General features: G+C 48.0%; 17 protein-coding genes. 11 read left to right on the forward strand and 6 right to left on the reverse strand.

Annotated features, from left to right (window positions below):
* Positions 1 to 20 precede the first annotated feature (20 nt).
* Positions 21 to 662: a type IV pilin protein gene (locus ACZOTW_RS01975; protein WP_428081922.1), complete on the reverse strand. Its 642-nt coding sequence runs from the start codon at positions 660 to 662 to the stop codon at positions 21 to 23.
* A gap of 414 nt (positions 663 to 1,076) precedes the next feature.
* Between ACZOTW_RS01975 and ACZOTW_RS01980 the strand changes: the two genes are divergently transcribed.
* From ACZOTW_RS01980 to holA, 6 genes are read left to right on the forward strand one after another with little or no spacing between them, the layout of a single operon-like run.
* A complete protein-coding gene (locus tag ACZOTW_RS01980; RefSeq protein ID WP_483997352.1) occupies positions 1,077 to 2,540 on the forward strand; it encodes a hypothetical protein in 1,464 nt (487 codons plus the stop codon).
* Positions 2,533 to 3,423, forward strand: coding sequence for a site-specific tyrosine recombinase/integron integrase (xerA, locus tag ACZOTW_RS01985; protein WP_483997353.1), 891 nt, complete (start codon positions 2,533 to 2,535; stop codon positions 3,421 to 3,423). The genes ACZOTW_RS01980 and xerA overlap by 8 nt, the downstream gene beginning before the upstream one ends.
* Positions 3,424 to 3,425: 2 nt before the next feature.
* Positions 3,426 to 4,136, forward strand: a complete 711-nt coding sequence (locus tag ACZOTW_RS01990) for a 2,3-bisphosphoglycerate-dependent phosphoglycerate mutase (protein ID WP_483997354.1) — start codon at positions 3,426 to 3,428, stop codon at positions 4,134 to 4,136.
* Between the two features lie 60 nt (positions 4,137 to 4,196).
* On the forward strand, positions 4,197 to 6,710 hold the full coding sequence (gene leuS / locus ACZOTW_RS01995; RefSeq protein ID WP_483997355.1) for a leucine--tRNA ligase: 2,514 nt from the start codon (positions 4,197 to 4,199) through the stop codon (positions 6,708 to 6,710).
* An 11-nt stretch (positions 6,711 to 6,721) separates the two neighbouring features.
* Positions 6,722 to 7,303 carry an LPS assembly lipoprotein LptE gene (gene lptE / locus ACZOTW_RS02000; protein WP_177747849.1) on the forward strand — a complete coding sequence of 194 codons (582 nt, stop codon included), beginning with the start codon at positions 6,722 to 6,724 and terminating at the stop codon, positions 7,301 to 7,303.
* A gap of 1 nt (position 7,304) precedes the next feature.
* Positions 7,305 to 8,315, forward strand: coding sequence for a DNA polymerase III subunit delta (gene holA, locus ACZOTW_RS02005; RefSeq protein ID WP_428042546.1), 1,011 nt, complete (start codon positions 7,305 to 7,307; stop codon positions 8,313 to 8,315).
* A gap of 64 nt (positions 8,316 to 8,379) precedes the next feature.
* Here the strand turns inward: holA and ACZOTW_RS02010 are convergent, their stop codons facing one another.
* Entirely contained in the window at positions 8,380 to 9,045 is a 666-nt protein-coding gene (locus ACZOTW_RS02010; protein WP_428037419.1) for an outer membrane beta-barrel protein, read from the reverse strand.
* Between the two features lie 113 nt (positions 9,046 to 9,158).
* Here ACZOTW_RS02010 and ACZOTW_RS02015 point away from each other — a divergent pair, with 113 nt between their 5' ends.
* On the forward strand, positions 9,159 to 9,812 hold the full coding sequence (locus tag ACZOTW_RS02015; RefSeq protein WP_483997356.1) for a DedA family protein: 654 nt from the start codon (positions 9,159 to 9,161) through the stop codon (positions 9,810 to 9,812).
* Here ACZOTW_RS02015 and ACZOTW_RS02020 read toward each other — a convergent pair.
* Together ACZOTW_RS02020 and ACZOTW_RS02025 are read right to left on the reverse strand one after the other, a co-directional pair.
* Positions 9,809 to 11,443: a glycoside hydrolase family 3 protein gene (locus ACZOTW_RS02020; RefSeq protein WP_483997357.1), complete on the reverse strand. Its 1,635-nt coding sequence runs from the start codon at positions 11,441 to 11,443 to the stop codon at positions 9,809 to 9,811. The genes ACZOTW_RS02015 and ACZOTW_RS02020 overlap by 4 nt on opposite strands.
* A complete protein-coding gene (locus tag ACZOTW_RS02025; protein ID WP_483997358.1) occupies positions 11,443 to 12,522 on the reverse strand; it encodes a metallophosphoesterase in 1,080 nt (359 codons plus the stop codon). The genes ACZOTW_RS02020 and ACZOTW_RS02025 overlap by 1 nt, the downstream gene beginning before the upstream one ends.
* A gap of 110 nt (positions 12,523 to 12,632) precedes the next feature.
* Here ACZOTW_RS02025 and gltX point away from each other — a divergent pair, with 110 nt between their 5' ends.
* Genes gltX through ACZOTW_RS02040 form a run of 3 tightly spaced genes read left to right on the forward strand, consistent with a single transcriptional unit; the run spans position 12,633 to position 17,080 of the window.
* Positions 12,633 to 14,096, forward strand: a complete 1,464-nt coding sequence (gene gltX / locus ACZOTW_RS02030) for a glutamate--tRNA ligase (protein ID WP_483997359.1) — start codon at positions 12,633 to 12,635, stop codon at positions 14,094 to 14,096.
* A gap of 28 nt (positions 14,097 to 14,124) precedes the next feature.
* On the forward strand, positions 14,125 to 15,984 hold the full coding sequence (locus ACZOTW_RS02035) for a hypothetical protein (protein ID WP_483997360.1): 1,860 nt from the start codon (positions 14,125 to 14,127) through the stop codon (positions 15,982 to 15,984).
* A 16-nt stretch (positions 15,985 to 16,000) separates the two neighbouring features.
* The gene (locus ACZOTW_RS02040; protein ID WP_177747825.1) at positions 16,001 to 17,080 is read left to right on the forward strand and encodes a type IV pilus twitching motility protein PilT; all 1,080 of its coding nucleotides are present in this window, start codon (positions 16,001 to 16,003) and stop codon (positions 17,078 to 17,080) included.
* 98 nt (positions 17,081 to 17,178) lie between these two features.
* On the opposite strand, the gene ACZOTW_RS02045 is transcribed toward ACZOTW_RS02040, so the two are convergent.
* Positions 17,179 to 18,240, reverse strand: coding sequence for a hypothetical protein (locus ACZOTW_RS02045; protein ID WP_483997361.1), 1,062 nt, complete (start codon positions 18,238 to 18,240; stop codon positions 17,179 to 17,181).
* A 47-nt stretch (positions 18,241 to 18,287) separates the two neighbouring features.
* On the reverse strand, positions 18,288 to 19,619 hold the full coding sequence (locus ACZOTW_RS02050) for a GIY-YIG nuclease family protein (protein ID WP_428042540.1): 1,332 nt from the start codon (positions 19,617 to 19,619) through the stop codon (positions 18,288 to 18,290).
* Between the two features lie 119 nt (positions 19,620 to 19,738).
* Between ACZOTW_RS02050 and rpsT the strand changes: the two genes are divergently transcribed.
* Complete coding sequence (gene rpsT, locus ACZOTW_RS02055; protein WP_483997362.1) at positions 19,739 to 20,023, forward strand: 30S ribosomal protein S20; 285 nt, start codon at positions 19,739 to 19,741, stop codon at positions 20,021 to 20,023.
* The last annotated feature ends 99 nt before the right edge of the window (positions 20,024 to 20,122 follow it).

Below are 20,122 nucleotides of genomic sequence, written 5' to 3' on the forward strand. Positions count from 1 at the left end.
CATTTTTTTAAATTTACCAACTAACAGCAGCAACAAGGGTCATCATTAGTACTAGCTTTTACATTAAGTAATTTGGCATAATCCATAGAATGTTCTACATTGTTTATACAACTTTCATCATACCAAACTGCAAATTCACCCGAATCTAAATAGCATAGACAGACTCCTTCTTTCTTATACTGAGCAGAGGGAATACCGCCTGGGCTGGAACTCGCATAATAATAGAAATCTTTTGTTTCTGCCATTCCATCCTCATTACTACCAGCAATAGAAATGTCCAATTCGTCCATAGAACAAGTTTCGTCTCCACCTTTTGCCAAGCGACATACTCTATCTGCTTGAGCAATAGTTTTTAAATTGCTCATCGCTTCTGTAAAACGAGACTTCGTAACCGCCTTGGTATATTGCGGCAACGCCACCGCTGATAATATGCCAATAATGAGAACAACAACTAATAATTCTATAAGGGTAAAACCCGACGTTACTGTGCAAGAAATATTCTCCGTGCAGCCACCCCAAGCAAAGGTCATTCCATAAGGTTTGGCGGCCCGCAGGGTTACGGAATCTCGCCGTTTCGCAACAACAGATTTCCGGCTACTACCTTCGGGAATGACGCCACTAGCACAAGTGGCCACACGGCGAATAGTAATAAACTCTTTCATTTTTTCTCCTTGTTAAGGCCTTTATATTGAAGCAAAACGGCCTTTTATACGCACTTTTACACGGCGGATACATCCGGGTACAGCCACCGCAATTTATCAAAATTTTAACAAAAAAACAAGCGAAAACAACCAAAAAGCCACAAGGTAAACCCTGAAACAAATTCAAGATGACCTCTTTTTTTCATAAAGTCGTCATTCCCGAAGGTAGTAGTCGGGAATCTATCCTTGCTATTGTTGTTCTCTAACGAAACAACAGAGCCCGGATAAAGACACTATGGGATGAAAACAAAAAGAGATGCAACAAGGCCATTATAAAAATTGAGGGGCGTTTTGACTGCTAATTTAATACCCCGATAACTACCCAAAGCCATACCTTTCCATAACTATAATTTTCTATAATATGGATAACCTAATATGAAGAAAATTCACAAAATTATCACAGTGGTCTCACTTGCGGTGTCGGGCGTACTGGCCTTTTATATGTTCTGGCAGCGTTTTACACTTTTGCATTTGGGCCTGTTGTATGATGAACTCTATTCTATGGCTACGGCTTTCCCAGGGTTTTCGTGGGGATACATTTGGCGGGAAATGCTATTAAAGGATGTCAACCTGCCGCTTTTTAATTTCATATTATACGGTTGGAACCATATTTTTCCGCTCACTGCGGATTATATGCATTTGCTGAGCGCACTTATCTCGGCCGCTACAATTCCGCTGGTTTGGTTTTTAGCCCCAAAACGGTGGAATCTCACCCAACGCTTTATATTTACCGCCCTAATGGCGGGCTCCTTTGCCTTGGTACAATTTGCGGGCATTATACGGGCTTATTCCTTTGCGGTACTGGCGGTTTCCGCGCTCACATTGCAGGCACTTTCTATTTTGGATGTGTTATCCGCTCATAAAAACCCGTCCGCCAAGCGGTGGAGTGCTTTCTTTTTTACCGGTTTATTTGCCGCGTACCTGCATTATTTTTCCTCCGCCCTATTTTTTATTACGGCTTTAATCATCTTCATTTATACCTGTTATTTTAAAACAGGACGAAAAACCGTCTTTTTAGGTACTGCGGCTGTATTTGCGTGTTGGCTGCCGTGGGTATATCACACGGTGCGGTTGATGTCCGCCCCCGGCTCCTCGTGGTGGTACACCACGCCCCCTGTACAGGCCAGTTTTGAAATTGCCCAATTTCTATTCGGCTCTAACCTGATACTGGGCGGCCTTATTATCTTAATTGTCGTGGCGGGAACCTCTATTTTATTCACATATAAAAAAACTCTTTTGCTCCGCCCCGATTTAGTCTTGCCCCTGGGCCAAACCTTGATACTGCTAGGGGTCATAACCCTCGTTTCGCACAAATACAACCTGTGGATGGACCGCTACTTTTTGGCAGCGCTACCGTCCTTTTTACTGTTACTGTCCTATGCGCTGTTCCACTTACAGGAACGGCATAGAATTTTGATTATCCTGCTTCCTCTTCTGCTGACAGGTTGGGTGGGCGAGCATTGGGAATTTGTACACAACGCTAGGCACGAGCCGACAGGTTTAAAAAATGCCCTTGCTTATTTGACCCAAACAGAAAAACGCCACACTATTTTGGTAGATACCGCCAAAACCGGTTATCCGCCCGCGGCCCTGAATCTAATGTACACCTTTTACGCGCCAAAGGATTATCCGCTCACGATTATCCCGCTCACGGAACAAAACCGCACTCTTGCGTTCACAGGCGAAAAACTACCCGTATTAATTCCGGTTTGCTCGGTCCAACACCTTATTTTTACCGAAACCACTTACGGCTTGGAAGAAGCCCAAGAGCCGCTTATCTTTGCACCGGATATTTGTGTTTTATCCGCCAAGGAAGGAAAAATTATTCAAGATGACTAATCAATCCCTGCTGGAAGATTTTAAAAACCATTTAACCTTTGAGCGCCAACTCTCACCCAATACCACCGCTTCTTACGGCAGTGATGTGGAACACTTTTTGGAATATTGTATCGCCAACGAAAAAGACCCCTTAACCATTGAACCTGATTTTTTGGACCAATACAATTACCAGTTGCGTGTAATTGAAAAACTGGCCGCTACCAGTATCTTCCGGAAAATGGAAGCCGTAAAATGCTTTTACAAATTTTTGCTGATTGAGGGGAAAATAAAGGACGACCCCACCCGCTTTTTAAAATCGCCCAAACTGGCGCAAAAAATTCCCACCCAACTTACGCGGGAAGAAATGGACCGGCTCCTTTCTTATCCGACTGAAAAATTTGATGAAATCCGCACCGTAACCATTATTGAACTCTTATACGCGGCGGGCTTGCGCGTAAGCGAACTTATCAATTTACGGCTAGAAAACGTAAACCTGGTGGAAAAATGGGTGCTGGCTTTGGGAAAGGGCGGGAAACAACGCTTTGTACCTATCCACGACCGCGCTGCGGAACGCATTAAGCAATATTTGTCCGCGCGTGAGGCGCACTTTGCCGCCAAAGATGTGGACTCTGAACTTTTTTTAAATAAAAACGGCAAAAAAATAAGCCGCGTATCTGTTTGGAAAGACCTTGCAACCTTAGGCCGCAAAGCCAATATTTCCCAACCGCTCCACCCGCACCTCTTCCGCCACACCTTTGCTTCGCATCTGTTGCAAGGCGGTGCAGATTTAAGGAGTTTGCAGGAAATGCTGGGCCACGCTAATTTGACGACAACCCAAATCTATACGCATTTGGACGTAAGCGACTTAAAGGCCAAGCACAAAAAGTTCCACCCGCACGGCTGATTATGAAGAAACTTATTTTATTGCGCCACGGGCAAAGCACCTATAATTTAGCGCACCGCTTTACAGGTTGGGCCGACGCCCCGCTGACCGCGTTAGGGCATACCCAAGCCGTCCGCGCCGGGGAATTATTAAAAGAAGCCTGTCTGTTTCCGCAAGCCGCGTACTCATCCTGTTTACAACGGGCGCGCGAAACTTTGCACACCGTGCTGGCCCAAGCCAAATGCTCATTACCCGTTCAAACGGACTGGCGATTAAACGAGCGGCACTATGGCGATTTCCAGAATAAAACCCGCCAAGAGGCGGCCCTAAAATACGGCCTGCCCGCCGTGCTTGCTTGCCGGCAAACCTTTTTTAAGGCTCCGCCGCCCGCCGCAGATAATTCGGCGGCTTACAAACTGGTTCCGGCAGGAGTTGTGCCTCCCAACGGGGAATCCTTACACCAAACCCAACAGCGGGCCGCCGGCTTTTTGGACCAAGTGCTTTTCCCGGCATACAAATATTATGATATCCAGTTGCTCGCCGCCCACGAAGATTTATTGCGCGCCCTTGCCGTATATTTCAAAAAATTACCGCCACAAGCCGTAGAAGAACTGGTCGTCCCCCCCGCCACTCCGTGGGTAATGGAATTGGACGACACCTGCCACGCGGTCAAAGATTATTTTTTGGGGAACCAACAGGAAATAGCCGCTTTTTTAAAGCGCAGACCCGAATAAACCGTTATCCCGTAAAAAGCCTGCCCTTTCCCCCTGAAAAATTGTTAAAATAAAGGTATTATGAGTATTGATAATTTTCCGCAAATTGATAAAAAGCAACAAGAACGCTGGGAAAAAGCAAACCTCTTTGCCAGCCCCAAAATGCCGAAAGGCAAAAAGTTTTACTGTCTGGATATGTTTCCGTATCCGTCGGGCGCGGGCCTGCACGTTGGCCACCCGGAAGGATACACCGCTTCCGACATTCTTGTTCGCTACAAACTAATGAACGGCTACGACGTACTGCACCCGATGGGGTGGGACGCGTTTGGCCTGCCCGCGGAAAACTACGCTATTTCCACGGGGATTCATCCGCGGATTACCACTCATAAAAATATTCAAAATTTTAAACGCCAGATTAAAGCCATTGGCCTCGCATACGACTGGAACCGGGAAATTGATACCACGGACCCCAAGTATTACAAATGGACCCAATGGATTTTTCTGCAACTTTTTAAAAAGGGACTGGCCTACGAATCCACCGTACCGATAAACTGGTGTCCCTCTTGCAAAACGGGGCTTGCCAACGAAGAAGTTTTTAACGGCAAGTGCGAACGCTGCGGCCACGAAATTGAACGCAAAGCCCTGCGCCAATGGATTTTGCGCATTACCGACTATGCCGAAAAACTCTTGGAAGGGTTAGACGAATTGGACTGGCCGGAAAGCACGCTCGCGATGCAGCGCAACTGGATTGGCAAATCTAATGGGGCCGAAGTAATCTTTAAGGTGGACGGCACAGACGAAACGCTGACCGTTTTTACCACTCGTCCGGATACGCTGTTTGGGGCTACTTATATGGTAGTTTCGCCCGAACACCCGCTTCTTAAAAAAATCGTAACGCCCGAACAACAAGCCGCCGTCGCCGCCTACCAGGCCGAAGCCGCCAAAAAAAGTGATTTGGAACGCGGCGATTTAAATAAAATTAAAACAGGTGTTTTTACAGGTGCATATGCCATAAATCCGGTAAACGGTAAAAAAATCCCGGTGTGGACGTCCGACTATGTATTGATGGGCTACGGCACCGGAGCCATTATGGCTGTGCCCGCCCACGACGAACGCGATTATGCGTTTGCCAAAAAGTTCGGTCTGGAAATTATTGAAGTGATTAAAAGCGAGCAAGGCGTGGAGAAAGAAGCCTTTACGGGCGACGGGGAACTTGTAAATTCCGGCTTTTTAAACGGCTTGCGCGTAAAAGAATCCAAAGCCGCTATGATTAAGTGGCTGGCCGAGCGCGGCTTGGGAAAAGCAAAAACCACTTATAAGTTGCGCGACTGGGTATTTGCCCGCCAACGCTATTGGGGTGAACCTATCCCGATTGTGCATTGTCCTAAATGCGGTGTCGTGCCGTTGCCTGAAAGCCAACTGCCGCTTACCTTGCCGGAAGTGGAAAAGTTTGAACCCTCCGGCACCGGGGAATCGCCCTTGGCGACGGTGGACAGTTGGGTCAATACCACTTGCCCGCACTGCGGCGGCCCGGCCAAACGGGAAACCAATACAATGCCCCAATGGGCCGGCTCTTGCTGGTACTATTTGCGCTACATGGACCCGCACAACGACCAAATTTTTGTGGACCCGGCCATTGAAAAGGCCTACGGCCCGGTGGATTGCTACATTGGCGGAGCGGAACACGCCGTGCTCCACCTGCTTTATGCCCGCTTCTGGCACCGCGTGCTCTACGATTTGGGCTACGTCAGCCATAAAGAGCCGTTCCACAAGTTGCGCCACCAAGGGATGATTTTGGCGTTCTCGTACCGCGATAAAATGGGAAACTACCACGGCTACGAAGAAATTGACTTTAAAGACGGCAAAGCCTATTTAAAAACCACCGGGGAGGAACTTTCCCCCATGGTGGAGAAGATGTCCAAATCCAAAAAGAACGTCGTCAATCCCGACGATATCCTTACGCAATACGGCGCAGATGCGTTCCGTATGTACGAAATGTTTATGGGCCCGTTTGAAGCCAGCAAACCCTGGGATATGAAAGGGATTGAAGGTGTAACACGCTTTTTGAAACGTGTTTGCGGGTGGACGGATACGGTTAAAATTGTACCTGAGGCCGATCCGCGCAAGAGTGAAATTTTAAAGAACAGAACCATTGCCAAAGTAGGCGAAGATATTGAAAATTTCCGCTTTAATACGGCGATATCTTCTTTAATGGTATTGTTCAACGACATCAGCAAGTTGCCGCAAATCAGCCAAGATACGTTCCAAACGTTCTTAAAACTTTTGCATCCGTTTGCCCCGCACCTGACCGAAGAAATCTGGCAGCAAAAGGGCTACGAAGGCTTTGTGGTCAAATCGGCCTGGCCGAAACCCAACGAGGCCTTGATGCAGGACGATACGGCCGAAATCGGCGTGCAGGTAAACGGCAAAGTGCGCGACCGCGTGTCCGTCCCCAGAAATGCCGAACGTGCGGAAATTGAAAAAATTGCGCTTGCCAGCCCCAAAGTTGCACGCAGTTTAGAGGGCTTGGAAATCAAAAAAATTATCGTTGTACCCGGCCGTATGGTAAGTATCGTGGCCGCACCTAAAAAATAAAGGGAGTTTGTATGAAAAAATTTATCTGTGCTTTGTGCGCCGCGGCGGCTTTGGCCGCTTGCGCCAGTGAAGGGGCTGTTTACAAACCGCAGGCCCAAATTATGCCGCAACATATCAAAAAAATTGCGGTGCGGCCGATTTTGAACAAAACGGAAGTCTTTGCGCTGGAAGATAAATTTTACAATGAACTTTATGATGAGTTTTTGCGCAACGGGTCCTATCAAATCGTTTCCGAAAATTCCAATGCCGAGGGTGTAGTGGTTACTACTATTTCCCGCTATTTAAATGTTCCTATTCAGTACGACAGCCAGTTGATTCCCACCGTTTACCGTATGGATATTTGGCTGGATGTCGTGTTTATGGACAAAACCACTAATGCCCCCGTATGGCGCGAGCCGGCCTTTTTAGGCACGCAGATTTATTCGGCCTCTACGCTTCCGGGCGGAATGACCGAAGTGCAGGCACGCGACGTGGTTTTTGAAAAACTATCCCGGGATATTGTCAAACGTACCGTGGACGGCTTTGGTTCGGTGATGAGCGAAAATAAAAAGAAAGTGATGAACAACCCGGAATATACTACAATCACACACTAAAATGCCTAAAATTACCGCCGAAAAATTATCCGCAGAACTTGCGCAAAATACCATTTCCCCCGTCTATTTACTGACGGGGGAAGATGTCTATCGCAAAAATTTAATTATTCAAAAAATCCGTGAAATTCTCCACCCGGACGATTTTAATGCCTTTCAAAGCGAAGCGGATAAAGCGGACCTGGGCGAAGTATTGGCTTTGGCAAACACCTCCCCCGTCTTTTCAGACGCCCGCCTTATCGTATTGACCGGCATAGAAAAACTGCGCAAAGAGCCAAAGGAAGCACTTATCCGCTATCTGGATAACCCGCTCCCAACCACTACATTTATTTTAACCCACAACGATTCCAAAAAGATGAAAACGGAAAAAGTTTTGGCAGAAATTTGCTCTGATGCCGGGCGCGTGGTCAATTTTGACGAACTGAAAAAAGACGATTTGAATATGTGGGTCCGCCAAAAAATGCAGGAAAAGGGCCTGAAAGCAGATTTTGCTTCCGTAGATTTACTGTGTGAAAGTATCGGCGGGGAACTGGCAGCATTAGACAACGAAATTGAAAAGTTGTACTTATACACGCTGGACAGGGAAAACAAAACCATCACCAAAGAGGATGTATTGGCCTGCATCGGGTTTAGCAAAGAAGAAAATCCCTTTGAACTTTCCAACGCGATTACCGCCTGTAACAAAAACCGGGCCGTACAACTGGTTGATAAACTGGTGGACGACGGCGAGGAGCCAATAGGCATTTTAAGCAAAATAACGTTTCCCATTTTAAAAATGGCGCGTATTAAACGCCTGTCCGAAGCAGGTATGGCCCCGGCTGAAATCTTACGGGCCGCAGGCCTGATGTATTGGGAAAACCGCCTTGTCAGTTCGGCCCGGATGTTTCCCCCTTCCAAAAACTTTTTAAATGCCTTAAACCGCATTATTGATGCGGACAGCGCCTTTAAATCTTCATCAGCCACAGACCCTAAAATCGTACTAAAAGGCATTTTGCTTACACTTTTTAACAAATAGCAAAGGGGCGGCTTATAAAAGCCGCCCCTTTCATCGGTTCTACCCCCCGACGTCAAATCTTCCGTTAAATCCGGTACAGCATCCGCAACGACGTGGTTACATAGGCTGCGCGCGGGTAAATGGTAACATGGTGTCCGGCGTGCGGCCCCGCTGAAACCTGCTTAGAAGCGTGAAAGCGGTTCACATTATAGCGCACCTCTAAATCCAAGGCCCAACGGTCTGTTAAGGCGCGTTCTACCCCTAATCCGGCGTGCCCCGCAAAGCCTGTATAGCGGAAATGCTCATTGGTGGTAAAATCCACCGTCATATCGGTACGCGCCACGCCTACGGCCAAGGGCAAATAAACCTTATACAAATTTTCCGTATCGGTCAAAAATATACGCGAAGCCAACATATAATTGCGTTGGCGGGTACTGGTGTTAATTTGCCAGCCGCTGGAAAGGTCCGTATCAAAATTTTGGTCTTCAGCCAATACGCCCAAGGCCACACGCGGATGCACAAAATACAAGGCGGAAATTTCCCCTCCAAGGCCCGGATGACCCAACTTAGCATCGTGCGAAATATTATCCGTTTGGTCGTCCACATTTACCTCGCCCCAATCGGTCCCTAACTCTAATGGGGAAGCCACAAAAGCCGCTCCCAATAAAACATCTCCCGTTTGATAGGCACGGGCTTGCGCATTAAACGCCAGTCCTAAAAGAAAAACGGCAACAACTAGAAGTTTTTTCATTTTTTCCTCTCTGTATTTTTATACTTACCGGTAGGTAAGTATAAAAATTATACCATATTCGCTACCCGAGCGGGGATAATTTTTTAAAAAACATTTTTTGCTACAATTTATATATGGAACTATTATCACAAGTAGTGGATATTTTTTTGCACTTGGACGTGCATTTAAATTCTTGGGCCGCCTGGATGGGAATTTGGCTCTATATTGTTATTTTTGCAGTCGTTTTTTGCGAAACGGGCCTTGTGGTTACCCCCTTTTTGCCGGGCGATTCCCTGCTGTTTGCCTGTGGGGCCTTGGCGGCTACGCACGGCAGCGCAATTAATTTGCCTTTGCTGATACCCGTCATCTTTGCGGCGGCGGTATTGGGCGATTTTTGCAATTACGAAATCGGCAAATGGCTAGGGCCCAAGGTGTTTACCAAAAAAGACAGCATCTTTTTGAATAAAGACCATTTAAATAAAGCACACGCTTTTTATGAAAAATATGGCGGAAAAACCATTATTTTGGCGCGCTTTATCCCCATTATCCGCACTTTTGCCCCGTTCGTAGCGGGAATTGGCAAGATGACCTATTTCCATTTTGCTTCGTATAATGTAATCGGCGCGGCGCTGTGGGTACTGCTCTTTACGTTGGGCGGCTATTTTTTTGCCGATTTACCCGTTGTGCAAAATCACTTTCACTATGTGATTGTAGCGATTATTATTCTTTCACTTTTGCCTGCGGTATATGAATTTATCAATGCCAAGCGGCAAGAAAAGAAATCTTAATTCTGCACATCCGGCAGATCCACAGGCAATACGCCGTGAGCAGATTGGTTGCCCAAAATAATGTCTGCCGCGGTTTGCAATACATATTTATTTAACCCGTAGGTAGCCAACACCACATCTGCCTCCGGGTAATTTTTTATATCGTACGGGCTCATTGTGGAGATAAATACCGTATTCGGGTTTTCCCCTATCAGGCCGTTAATAGCGTTTTTTTGGTTGATGTTGGTTTTATCGGCCCATTGTAAACTGGTTACAATCAGCAAATCGGCGCCCTTTGCACAAGCGGCGGCACGCTGGCTGTCTTTCTTGCGCGGGGTCAATGCCGCGTTGTAACTGCGTATCGTCCACCCCTTTTGCAAAAACGGTTTAGAAAAACTCATCAATTGGTCCGCAAAGCGCGCCGGGGCGAAAAAGACCGCGCACACTGTCGGCTTTTTATTGGCGGCCGGTTTAAACGGAAGCAGTTTTTTTCTGTCCCGGACCAACGTTACCGATTCCGCGCTGATTTTGGCTAGTGCCATATGGTAGGCTTCTTCAATAGGGGCCGGAACCGCACGGGAATTATCCAATAGACCCATTTGTTTTTTTAAATCAAATACCTTGCGGGCGGCATCCTCCACCACCGGTTCCAAATGCTTGGCTTGCACCTCACGCCACACTTGCGAAAATACCGACACGGGTTTTATATACCGCCCCAGTAAAATCATATCCGCACCGCTTTCCAGCGCGCGCACCGCGCAGCCGGGAATAGTACAATAGGAGGTGGCGCTCTTCATATCCAAACTATCGGTAACAATTAGGCCTTTAAAACCCATCGTGCCGCGTAATAAATCTTGCAAAATCGGGCGCGAAAATGTAGCCACGTTTTTATTATCCAAAGCCGGATATAAAATATGCCCTGTCATCACGCCCGGCACGCCTTGTTTAACGGCAGCCTCAAAGGGAGCCAAATGGATTTTTTGCAGTTGGGAATAACTGGCCCGCACGACCGGGACATCATAATGGGAATCGGCGGAGGTGTCCCCGTGGCCCGGAAAATGTTTCACTACGCTGACAATATCCGCCGCCTTAAATCCGTTAATCAGCGCACCGCCCATACGGGTTACGCTCGCCGGGTCCGAACCGAAGGAACGCACCCCGATAATGGGGTTATGCGGGTTACTGTTTACGTCCAGAACCGGGGAAAAATTAATATGCACCCCCGCGCGGCGCAATTCCAACCCGGCCAAATAGGCGATTGTGGCGGCCCCTTCTTCATCGCGCGCGGCAGAAAGCATCATATTGGTAGGCAAATAGTCAAAACCAAGCGTAATAGGAGTATAAACAGTGCCGCCCTCGTAATCAATGGAAATAAACAGCGGAATTTTATGCGGACTGTTGGCGGCCCAAGTTTGCAGTTTATCCACTAATTTTTTTGTTTCTGCCAAAGAATAATTCCCCCATTGGATAAGCACACCGCCGATTTTTCCCTGTTCTATCGCCGGGCGGACCAATTCCGCGCTGTCCACATCTACAAACACCACCAGGGTCTGCCCCAGTTGTTCCTCCGGGGACAAATCTTCAAAACGCGTCTGCGCCGCCAACGGCAAGGCACACATAAGACAGACGACGGACAACAGGAGTTTTTTCATTAGTAATTAACCTCTACTACCGGGATTTCCGCCGGGGCCAAAAAACGCAAAGGAACGCCCCAGTAAAACATACCCGACGTAATGTAAAATTTCATTTGTTCCACTTCAAACAAACCGTAAACGCGCGGAAATTGAAGGCGTACCAAATATTTAAAGGGGAAAATCTGCCCGTTGTGCGTGTGCCCGCTGAACATCAGGGCGGCACCGTGCCGGGCGGCTTCTTCGGCAAATACGGGCGTGTGGCTTAAAAAGATAAGCGGTTTTTGCCTGTCCGCTTTTGCAAGCACCGCTTCGGCCTCTTGGGGGGTCATATGCACGGTTTTGGCATCTTTTATGCCCACCACTTGCACGCCGTTTGGCATTTGGGCCAGACCGTTCTCCAAAAGAGTAATGCCCGATTCTTTAAAAAATTCTTTGGAATTTTCGTACCCGACATAATACTCGTGGTTGCCAAACACTCCATAAGTGCCCTGCGCAGTAAGTAAATTTTTAATGCGGGCAGCATACTTCTCGCGCTCCGGCCCGTATTCAAACACATCTCCCAATACCAGCAAGGAATCCGGCTTTTCGGCTTCAATACGGCTCATCACTTTGTCAAACCGCTTATACGATACCCCCATTCCCAAGTGAGAATCGGACAAAAGCGCAATTTTCATTTTGGGCGCCCCGGGCACCGTTACAGAAATACGTTTTAAACGCGGGGCCGAAATTCCCCCATAAATGGCCATACCAAATACGGTGCACATTGTTGCCACGCTCAAAATGCCCAGACACGCACGGCAATTAAAATGACACAGGTTTAAAATCCAATGCAAGACAGCAAAACCGGCACAAACACAAAACCCCAAAAACACCAGCCCCATCCACGCATAAGAAAAATAATAAAGCCAACTTTCCCACACACCCCAATGCGTGCGCGTGTACCCCAACCCCGCAAACATTAGTATCGTCAGCAGCAAAGGAAACAACGCGACCGGATATTTCCACCCTAACTGCGGGAAAGATACAAACAACCAAGCCCCAACCGTTACCTGCATCAGCCACATAATCACCGCAGCCACCACAAAAAATGCACCCACAAACCTCTCCTTTTTCTAAAAAACTGTTTTTTATATTTTAAAAAATTTTCCATAATAAGTATAATATACCTATATACGTATTCATATTTAAAAGAGGACTTAACAACACTATGACCGTAAGAGTTAGATTTGCCCCGTCCCCGACTGGTTTCTTACACATCGGCGGCGTGCGCACGGCGCTTTTCAACTACCTTTTCGCTAAAAAAAACAAAGGCACTTTTTTACTCCGCATTGAAGATACCGACGAGGAACGTTCCACGCAGGCCTCTACTGATGCTATCTTTGAAGGTATGCAATGGATGAATTTGAACTGGGACGAAGGCCCAATGCCCGACGGCACCAACAAAGGGCCGGATTTCCCGTATTACCAGGCCCAACGTGCCGATATGGGCATTTACAAAAAATATATTGACCAACTGTTAGCCGAAGGCAAAGCCTATAAATGCTATTGCACCGAGGAAGAACTGGAAGAAAACCGCCAAAAATGCTTGGCTGAACACCGCCCGCCCAAATACAGCGGCAAGTGCAGCCACCTGACGGAAGCCCAACAAAAAGAGTTGGAAGCCCAAGGCCGCAAATACGTTATCCGTTTCCGTATGCCGCAGGAAGGCGATGTGGAGTGGGACGATATGATTCGCGGACACGTTAAATTCGCCAGCAAAGATTTGTACGACCTCGTCATCCAAAAAACGAGCGGGTACCCCACTTACAATTTTGCCGTAGTGGTAGATGACCACTTAATGCGTATGACGCACGTTATCCGCGGGGATGACCATATTTCCAACACCCCGGCGCAAATTCAAATTTATCACGCTTTGGGTTGGAAGGAACCGATTTTTGCCCACTTGTCTATGATTCACGGACCGGACGGCAAAAAACTTTCCAAACGCCACGGCGCGACCAACGTAGTGGAATTTCGCAATATGGGTTACTTACCCGAAGCACTTAAAAACTACTTGGCCTTGCTCGGTTGGGCCACCCCCGATTCCCAGCAACTCTTTAAACCCGGCGAACTGGAAGAAAAATTTGATATCTCCGGCTGCCAGCCCAGCCCGGCCGTAATGGATCCGGAAAAATTGAACTGGATGAACGGAGAATATATCCGCGCTACGCCGCTTAACCGCTTGACCGACTTGGCTATGCCGTTTATTGAAAAAGCGGGTATTAACGTGTCCGGTACGGACCGTGCCAAACTGGAAGGCATTATCGGTTTGGAACAGGAAAAGTATAAACTCTTAACCGAAATTCCGGATTTAATCCGCTTCTTCTTTGAAGAGCCCGTATTTGAACAGGAAGCCTTGGACAAAGTATTTGCCAAGCCCGAAGCCAAGCAAGTGTTGGAAGGCATTATCAAAGTGTATGGCGAGTTAGCCGACTTCACCGAAGCCAACTTAGAAACAGCCGCACGCACTTATGCCAAGGCCAACGGTATGAAGGCCGGCCAAATCTTCCACCCGGTGCGCGTAGCCGTTTCCGGCCGCACGCACGGACCGACCTTGTTCAAAATGTTGGAATATATGGGCAAGGAAAAAGTCCTCGCGCGCCTTACTAACGCGCTGAAATTCTGCAAATAGCAACGCGCCCCAGGGGGCAGGGATAGCCGTGAAATATTGGCTTTTTGACGGAAGTGATGTAGTCGGGCCGTTTACGCCGCTGGAACTTGCGGCGCGGCCCGGCTTCGCCCCCACCAGTTTGGTCTGCCCCGAAAACAACAGCGACCAGGAAGACAGTTGGAAAATGGCCTCTGCCTTTGAAGAACTGTCCGCCGAGCCTGCACCCGCCGAAGAAGAAGAATTAGATACTGACACTTTTGATAAGGAAATGGACACTCTTTTAAAAGAGCGTTCCCCGCTGGCAGGAGCGCAAGAACCGGCCACAGAACCGCCGTCTTCGCTTAAAATCCCCCAAAAACCGGCCAAACCCGGGCCGATTGAAGATTATTTCAACAATATGCAGGGGGGCGACTTGGGCAACATTTTAGGCATCCCGGACCCAAATGAAAATTCGGATATGAACTTGGCCCGGACCCTAGCCAAACAATTAAATAAAACTACTCCTCCCGCAGACAAGATAGTAGATCAAGACCCCTTTGACGAATTTACAGAGGAGCCGGACGAAGAACCGCAAGCCAAGCCGGAGCCTGCGGCCCCCGCCGTTGCAAAGCAAATTGCTCCGCAAGAGGAAAAAAAACCGGAGCCCGCTTCTATCCCCATGTCTGCCGAGCCGGAAGAGGAAATGGAACTAACCGTTCACGGGGCGAAAACACAAATTTTATCAGACTCGTCCGCCGGACAAAATACACCGGAGGAAAAGCCCGCAGAAGTGGCTAAATCCGAACCCGCGCAAGCGGAATCTAAGCCAACAGAACCCGGGCCGAAACACCCAGAACTTACCCCCGGGCCGACGGAGACTGAATCCAAAGCCGCGACAACTTTCACCTTACCCGTAGTGGATCAGCCGGAAAGTGAGTTGCCTCCTATGCCGCAAGGCCCGGAACCTGTACTCCCGGCTGAGCAAGAAGTTCCCTCGGCAGATATTGCCGCACCGGTTATGGACGAATCCGCCCCGGCCACGGATACGCCTTTGCAAAACGAAGTTAAAACACCCAAAGAGCCTGTTAATCCGCCTGCGGACCAACCCGAACAGGCCGAGCCGGCTCAGCAGGAAATAAAAGCAGCATCTGACCCGGAAACTACGGTTGTTCTTGCCACGCCCGGAGATGAACCCGTCACGCAAGGGGCCGAGGTGCAGGAATTAGCCCAACAGGATAACGAGCCAGTAGAGGATATTTTGGTAGGGGCCTTAAAGGTAAAGGCTACGCCCGAAATTCAAGAGCCGATTAAAAGCGTGCCCGTAATGCCGACAGTTAATCAAGTGCGCCCAAGGCTAAAACCCACGCCCGAAATTCAACAGTTTTTAACCGATACACAAAACGAGCGTATTGCTCCCAACCGCAACAACAAAAAAGCAATGGCGGCCTTAGCGGTATTGGTGGCACTTTTGGCAATAGGCATTTTATTAATGTTTAACCCAATGCCGGCAGGCGGGCAAGATAAAGACGCGCAAAACGCCCCGGTATCCACCGAACTGGTGCCGGAAGAAAAAACCATCCCCGCCACGGATGATGAAATTTTACCGCCCGCTCCGCCCCCGGCTGTTAAACCGCAAGCCGTTTCCGCTTCGGACAAGGCATTATCGGCCGTGCAAAACTATACTCTTTCCGGCGGACGGGGCACTGTGGCCGCGTATTTGGACCACTTATACCGGGATAAACTTTCCCAAGGATATACAGGGGCGTGGTCCGCAGAGCCTTTGCATAAAAACGCATATATTGTAAAATACAGATTAACCAAAACCCGTATGGAACCCATTGTATATGTATTCCAAGCGGACGTTTCAAAAGGGACTTTAACCGGCGCGCTAAACAATGTGGCGCTGGACTTGCTAGGCAAAATTCAATAACGACGAGAGGGCTAATATGATATTGATGGACGATTTATTTAAAATGATGAAAGCAAAAAACGCTTCCGATATTCACTTAACGGTAGGCGTGCCGCCTGTATTGCGTATTCAGGGCCGCTTGTATGCCACACCGTTTGAAGCCTTGACCAAAGAAAGCGCCCAGACACTCATTTACTCCATTTTAACCGACGAACAACGCCAACAGTTTGAAGACAAGTTGGAGTTGGACTGCTCTATCGGTCTTAAATCCTTGGGCCGTCTTCGTGTAAACGTCTATAAACAAAAAGGCTGTGTGGCCGCCGCATTGCGTTCTATTCCTAACGAATTTAAATCGTTTGAACAACTCAATTTACCGCCCGTGGTGTATAACATTATGAAGTTAAACAAAGGGCTTGTGTTGGTAACGGGCTGCACCGGGTCCGGTAAATCAACCTCTTTGGCCAGTATGATTAACTACCTGAATATGAACGAAAGCAACCACATTATGACGGTAGAAGATCCTATTGAATTCGTGCACCCGCATAAACGCAGTATCGTCAATCAGCGTGAAGTGGGTGCTGATACGCTTTCGTTCGCAGACGCCTTAAAGCACTTTTTGCGTCAGGACCCGGATATTATTCTGGTCGGCGAATTGCGCGACCGCGAAACGATGGAAGCCTGTCTTACCTTGGCAGAAACCGGGCACTTGGTGTTTGCTACACTGCACACCAACGACGCAGTACAGTCCATCAACCGTATTATTGACGTGTTCCCGGCCAACCAACAGCCCCAAATCCGCACGCAGTTGTCCTTCGTGTTGGAGGCCATTTTATCCCAGCAGTTAATCCCCACTTTAACGGGCGGTCGTGCTATGGCGTGCGAAGTGTTGCTTGCCAACTCCGCCGTACGCAGTTTAATCCGCGACGGCAAAGCCGAGCAAATTATTTCCACCATGCAGACCAGTGTGGGTATGGGTATGATTACAATGAACCAGGCATTGGGAGATTTGTACATCCGCAAGCAAATAAGTTACCAAGAGGCCATTTCCCACACGGGCGACCCGTCCGGCTTGAAAACCTACTTACAGCAAAAATTAGGTACGGCCAGTTTCAAATAATAAAAAATACCAAGCGGGGCTTTTAAGTCCCGCTTTTTTATGCTTTAAAACGCATAAAAAAGCCGCCTCAAAAGGGGCGGCTTTTCTTTGGGAAATTCTTATTTTTGGGGACGGTTACTTACCACTTGCGGACAAACACGAATAAATATATCTGTCCCCACCGCATCGGAAAGTTCCGGTGCCACTTTATCCACAAAGGCATTTTGCGTCCAACCGGAAACATACGGCGGAGGCAACAAACGGCGGACGTGGGTGGCCAAAAGACCCCATTTGTAATCAGTTAAATTGTTTTCGTCCTTGGTGCGGATAGAAAACGTAACCGATTGGTCTTTATTCAAAATCGGGGAGTGCATATGCGCACGGCGCAGGGAGCCTTCGCCGCCTTCAATAAACATTGGTTGGGCAATAATCACAAGCACTTCTTCCGTTTTACCAAACGAAGCCGCCGCATAATAAGGCTGCAATTCATCGCTCCAAGAGGCCAAGGTACTTTGTACGGTGGAGCCCGGTTCGGTCGTCAGCGGGATGAGCATTGCGTCGGAATCGCGCAAAACCGTTTTCACAAATGAGTCCGAGCCGTTCTTTTGCTGAAACGCCACATAAGAACCAGACTTATATGTTCCATCTGCCGGGAAATACGGGCTTGCCACCACAATTTGCTTACCGGGATTTAATTTTCGCAAGGACGTAAGCAAATTGGAAAGTTGCAACTTTGAGCCTTCGTTCCACTCCGTTGCAATAAAAATACGGTTTTTTCCGCGCAGCAGTTGGATGTAAGGCACGGAATTAACGTGTACGACATTTCGGTCAATCAGCACATCCACCTGTTTTAAATGCTTGCGTAAATAGGACAAATCTTTGGTGGCCGCCTTGTAAAATTTAGAATCAGGGAGCAAATTCTGTTCGCCCGCCCATACTTTTATCGCGTTTAAATCGCGCTGTCCACGCAAGGCGCGCAGTTTCCACATATGTTGGGCCTGCGTAATGGCAGAATTAATACCGGGGGTATAATAAACTTTGGGAAAGGCATTTTTAACAACCTTTTCCATAGCACCGGCCGGAACTTTTACAGGCGGGAGTTGCCCGCGCTGGGCTTGCGCCGCGCCGGAAAAAGCGAGGATAAAAAGAGATGACAGCATCAGCGTAAGTGTTTTGTTCATACTGTTATTATAAGTTTGCTCGCCAGCCAAAACAAGGGCCAAAGGTCCTAGGCAGACATAGGACCGTTTGAAAGCGTTTCTTTATTACGCAGGGTGCGGTGATAGGTAATGGCAAAGCGGTGAACCTCGTCGCGGATTTCCATCAGCAGATTTAAAGCCGGGTCGCCAATGGGCAGTTTAATGCTTTCCTCCGCTCCGGGCAGATAAATGCCCTCGTGGGTTTCGGCAAGCGAGATAAAGGGAATATAAATGCCTGCGCGGTCAAAGGCGTTTAACGCGGCTGTAATTTGGCTCTTGCCACCGTCTAATAAAATTAAATCGGGCGCTTGGGACGGGTCCTTTTTTATTTGGCGCAGGCGGCGGAAAACACTCTCCTCCATCATCGTAAAATCACTTCCCCCGCGCTCGGGCAGTTTGGAGCGGATTTTAAAACGGCGGTAGTGTTCGTGATTTTTTTCGCCATTGATATAACACACGACACAGCCCACCGCTTCGCGCCCGAATAAATGGGAGTTATCAAACGCTTCAATATGCGCAGGCAGTTTATTTAAACCGATTACCTGCGCCAGCCGTTTTAACTTATCCGTATTTTCCATAGCGGTTGTGATTTTGTCATCTTTAAACTGGCCCACCAATACCCGCTCCTGCATATGGGCCAAGGCGTGCAGAAAATTGCGGTAAACAGCCGCCTGTTCGTATTCCCACTTGGCGGAGTGTTCCTTCATAAGCCGCGTGATATTTTCGGTAATGTTGCCAAAGTGCCCTTCTAAAAATTGCGCCATACGCTCGGCAATTTTGCGGTAATCTTCATACGAAATTTTACCTGCACACGGAGCCGGACATTGCCCGGTATGATAATAAATACAGGTGTTAATTTTGCGCGGGTCCAATTCCTTTTCGCGCGAAAAGTTCCATTTACACGGTCGCAAGGGGGCATATTTGCTCTTCCACAAAAACCGCATTAAACTTTTTACAATGCTAGATTTAGGATACGGCCCAAAATACAGGTCTTTCCCGCGCACCACCCGGCGCGTTAAATGCAAACGCGGGAAGTCCTCCCCCATTGTCAGTTTTAAATAAGGGTAACTCTTGCCGTCTTTGCCCAGCGAATTAAAAAACGGCTGGTATTGCTTGATTAATTTTTCTTCCAATACCAACGCATCACGTTCACTGGCGGTAGTAATATAATCTATTTTAGCAATAAGCGGCAACAGGCAAGGCAGTTTCCACCCGCGTGAATACAGGTTAGACTCTTGGAAATATTGTTTCACCCGGTCGGACAAATTTTTGGCCTTGCCTACATAAATAATCGTGCCCTCTTTGGAACGCATTATGTAAACACCGGGTTTATTTGGTAAAATATCTAGGCGCGGGTCCATAAAATTATTGTAACATTTCAGGCGCACTGCCTGCTTAACCGAAAAAAATCAGTTGACCCCGCGGCAATAAAAGGATAAAATATTAGTAACCCGATTTTTCTATTAGAGGAACTATATAAATGGCAAAACTTAAAACTGGTCGGCACACTAGCGCTATCAAAGCGCAGCGCCAAGCCGAAAAAAGAACTTCCGCTAACAAGGGCTTGATTAAAAAAGTCCGCTTAGCCACCAAAACTGTGAACGCTTCCGCTACCACGAAAGCCACCACACTCAAAGAAGACTTGAAAAAAGCCGAATCTTGCATTGACAAGGCCGCCAAAAAGAACGTAATCCACTGGAAAACGGCTGCCCGCAAGAAATCCCGCTTGGCCAAAGCCGCTAACAAAGCCGCTGCCGCCAAATAATAAGTCTTGCAACACCTTTAAAACCGCCCTTTTCGGGCGGTTTTTTGTGGCCAGTTTTTCCACTTGCGCAAAAATATTACTGTACCAGCCACAAAAAAG

Source organism: Candidatus Avelusimicrobium sp., from assembly GCF_056976295.1.

What these genes read in the sequence shown, in the direction of transcription:
- ACZOTW_RS02020 (WP_483997357.1), bottom strand. Translation starts at nt 11,443, where the DNA reads ATGAAAAAACTCCTGTTGTCCGTCGTCTGTCTTATGTGTGCCTTGCCG.
- ACZOTW_RS01990 (WP_483997354.1), top strand. Translation starts at nt 3,426, where the DNA reads ATGAAGAAACTTATTTTATTGCGCCACGGGCAAAGCACCTATAATTTA.
- ACZOTW_RS02050 (WP_428042540.1), bottom strand. Translation starts at nt 19,619, where the DNA reads ATGGACCCGCGCCTAGATATTTTACCAAATAAACCCGGTGTTTACATA.
- lptE (WP_177747849.1), top strand. Translation starts at nt 6,722, where the DNA reads ATGAAAAAATTTATCTGTGCTTTGTGCGCCGCGGCGGCTTTGGCCGCT.
- holA (WP_428042546.1), top strand. Translation starts at nt 7,305, where the DNA reads ATGCCTAAAATTACCGCCGAAAAATTATCCGCAGAACTTGCGCAAAAT.
- ACZOTW_RS02045 (WP_483997361.1), bottom strand. Translation starts at nt 18,240, where the DNA reads ATGAACAAAACACTTACGCTGATGCTGTCATCTCTTTTTATCCTCGCT.
- ACZOTW_RS02010 (WP_428037419.1), bottom strand. Translation starts at nt 9,045, where the DNA reads ATGAAAAAACTTCTAGTTGTTGCCGTTTTTCTTTTAGGACTGGCGTTT.
- ACZOTW_RS02015 (WP_483997356.1), top strand. Translation starts at nt 9,159, where the DNA reads ATGGAACTATTATCACAAGTAGTGGATATTTTTTTGCACTTGGACGTG.
- rpsT (WP_483997362.1), top strand. Translation starts at nt 19,739, where the DNA reads ATGGCAAAACTTAAAACTGGTCGGCACACTAGCGCTATCAAAGCGCAG.
- ACZOTW_RS02040 (WP_177747825.1), top strand. Translation starts at nt 16,001, where the DNA reads ATGATATTGATGGACGATTTATTTAAAATGATGAAAGCAAAAAACGCT.
- gltX (WP_483997359.1), top strand. Translation starts at nt 12,633, where the DNA reads ATGACCGTAAGAGTTAGATTTGCCCCGTCCCCGACTGGTTTCTTACAC.
- ACZOTW_RS01975 (WP_428081922.1), bottom strand. Translation starts at nt 662, where the DNA reads ATGAAAGAGTTTATTACTATTCGCCGTGTGGCCACTTGTGCTAGTGGC.
- ACZOTW_RS01980 (WP_483997352.1), top strand. Translation starts at nt 1,077, where the DNA reads ATGAAGAAAATTCACAAAATTATCACAGTGGTCTCACTTGCGGTGTCG.
- leuS (WP_483997355.1), top strand. Translation starts at nt 4,197, where the DNA reads ATGAGTATTGATAATTTTCCGCAAATTGATAAAAAGCAACAAGAACGC.
- xerA (WP_483997353.1), top strand. Translation starts at nt 2,533, where the DNA reads ATGACTAATCAATCCCTGCTGGAAGATTTTAAAAACCATTTAACCTTT.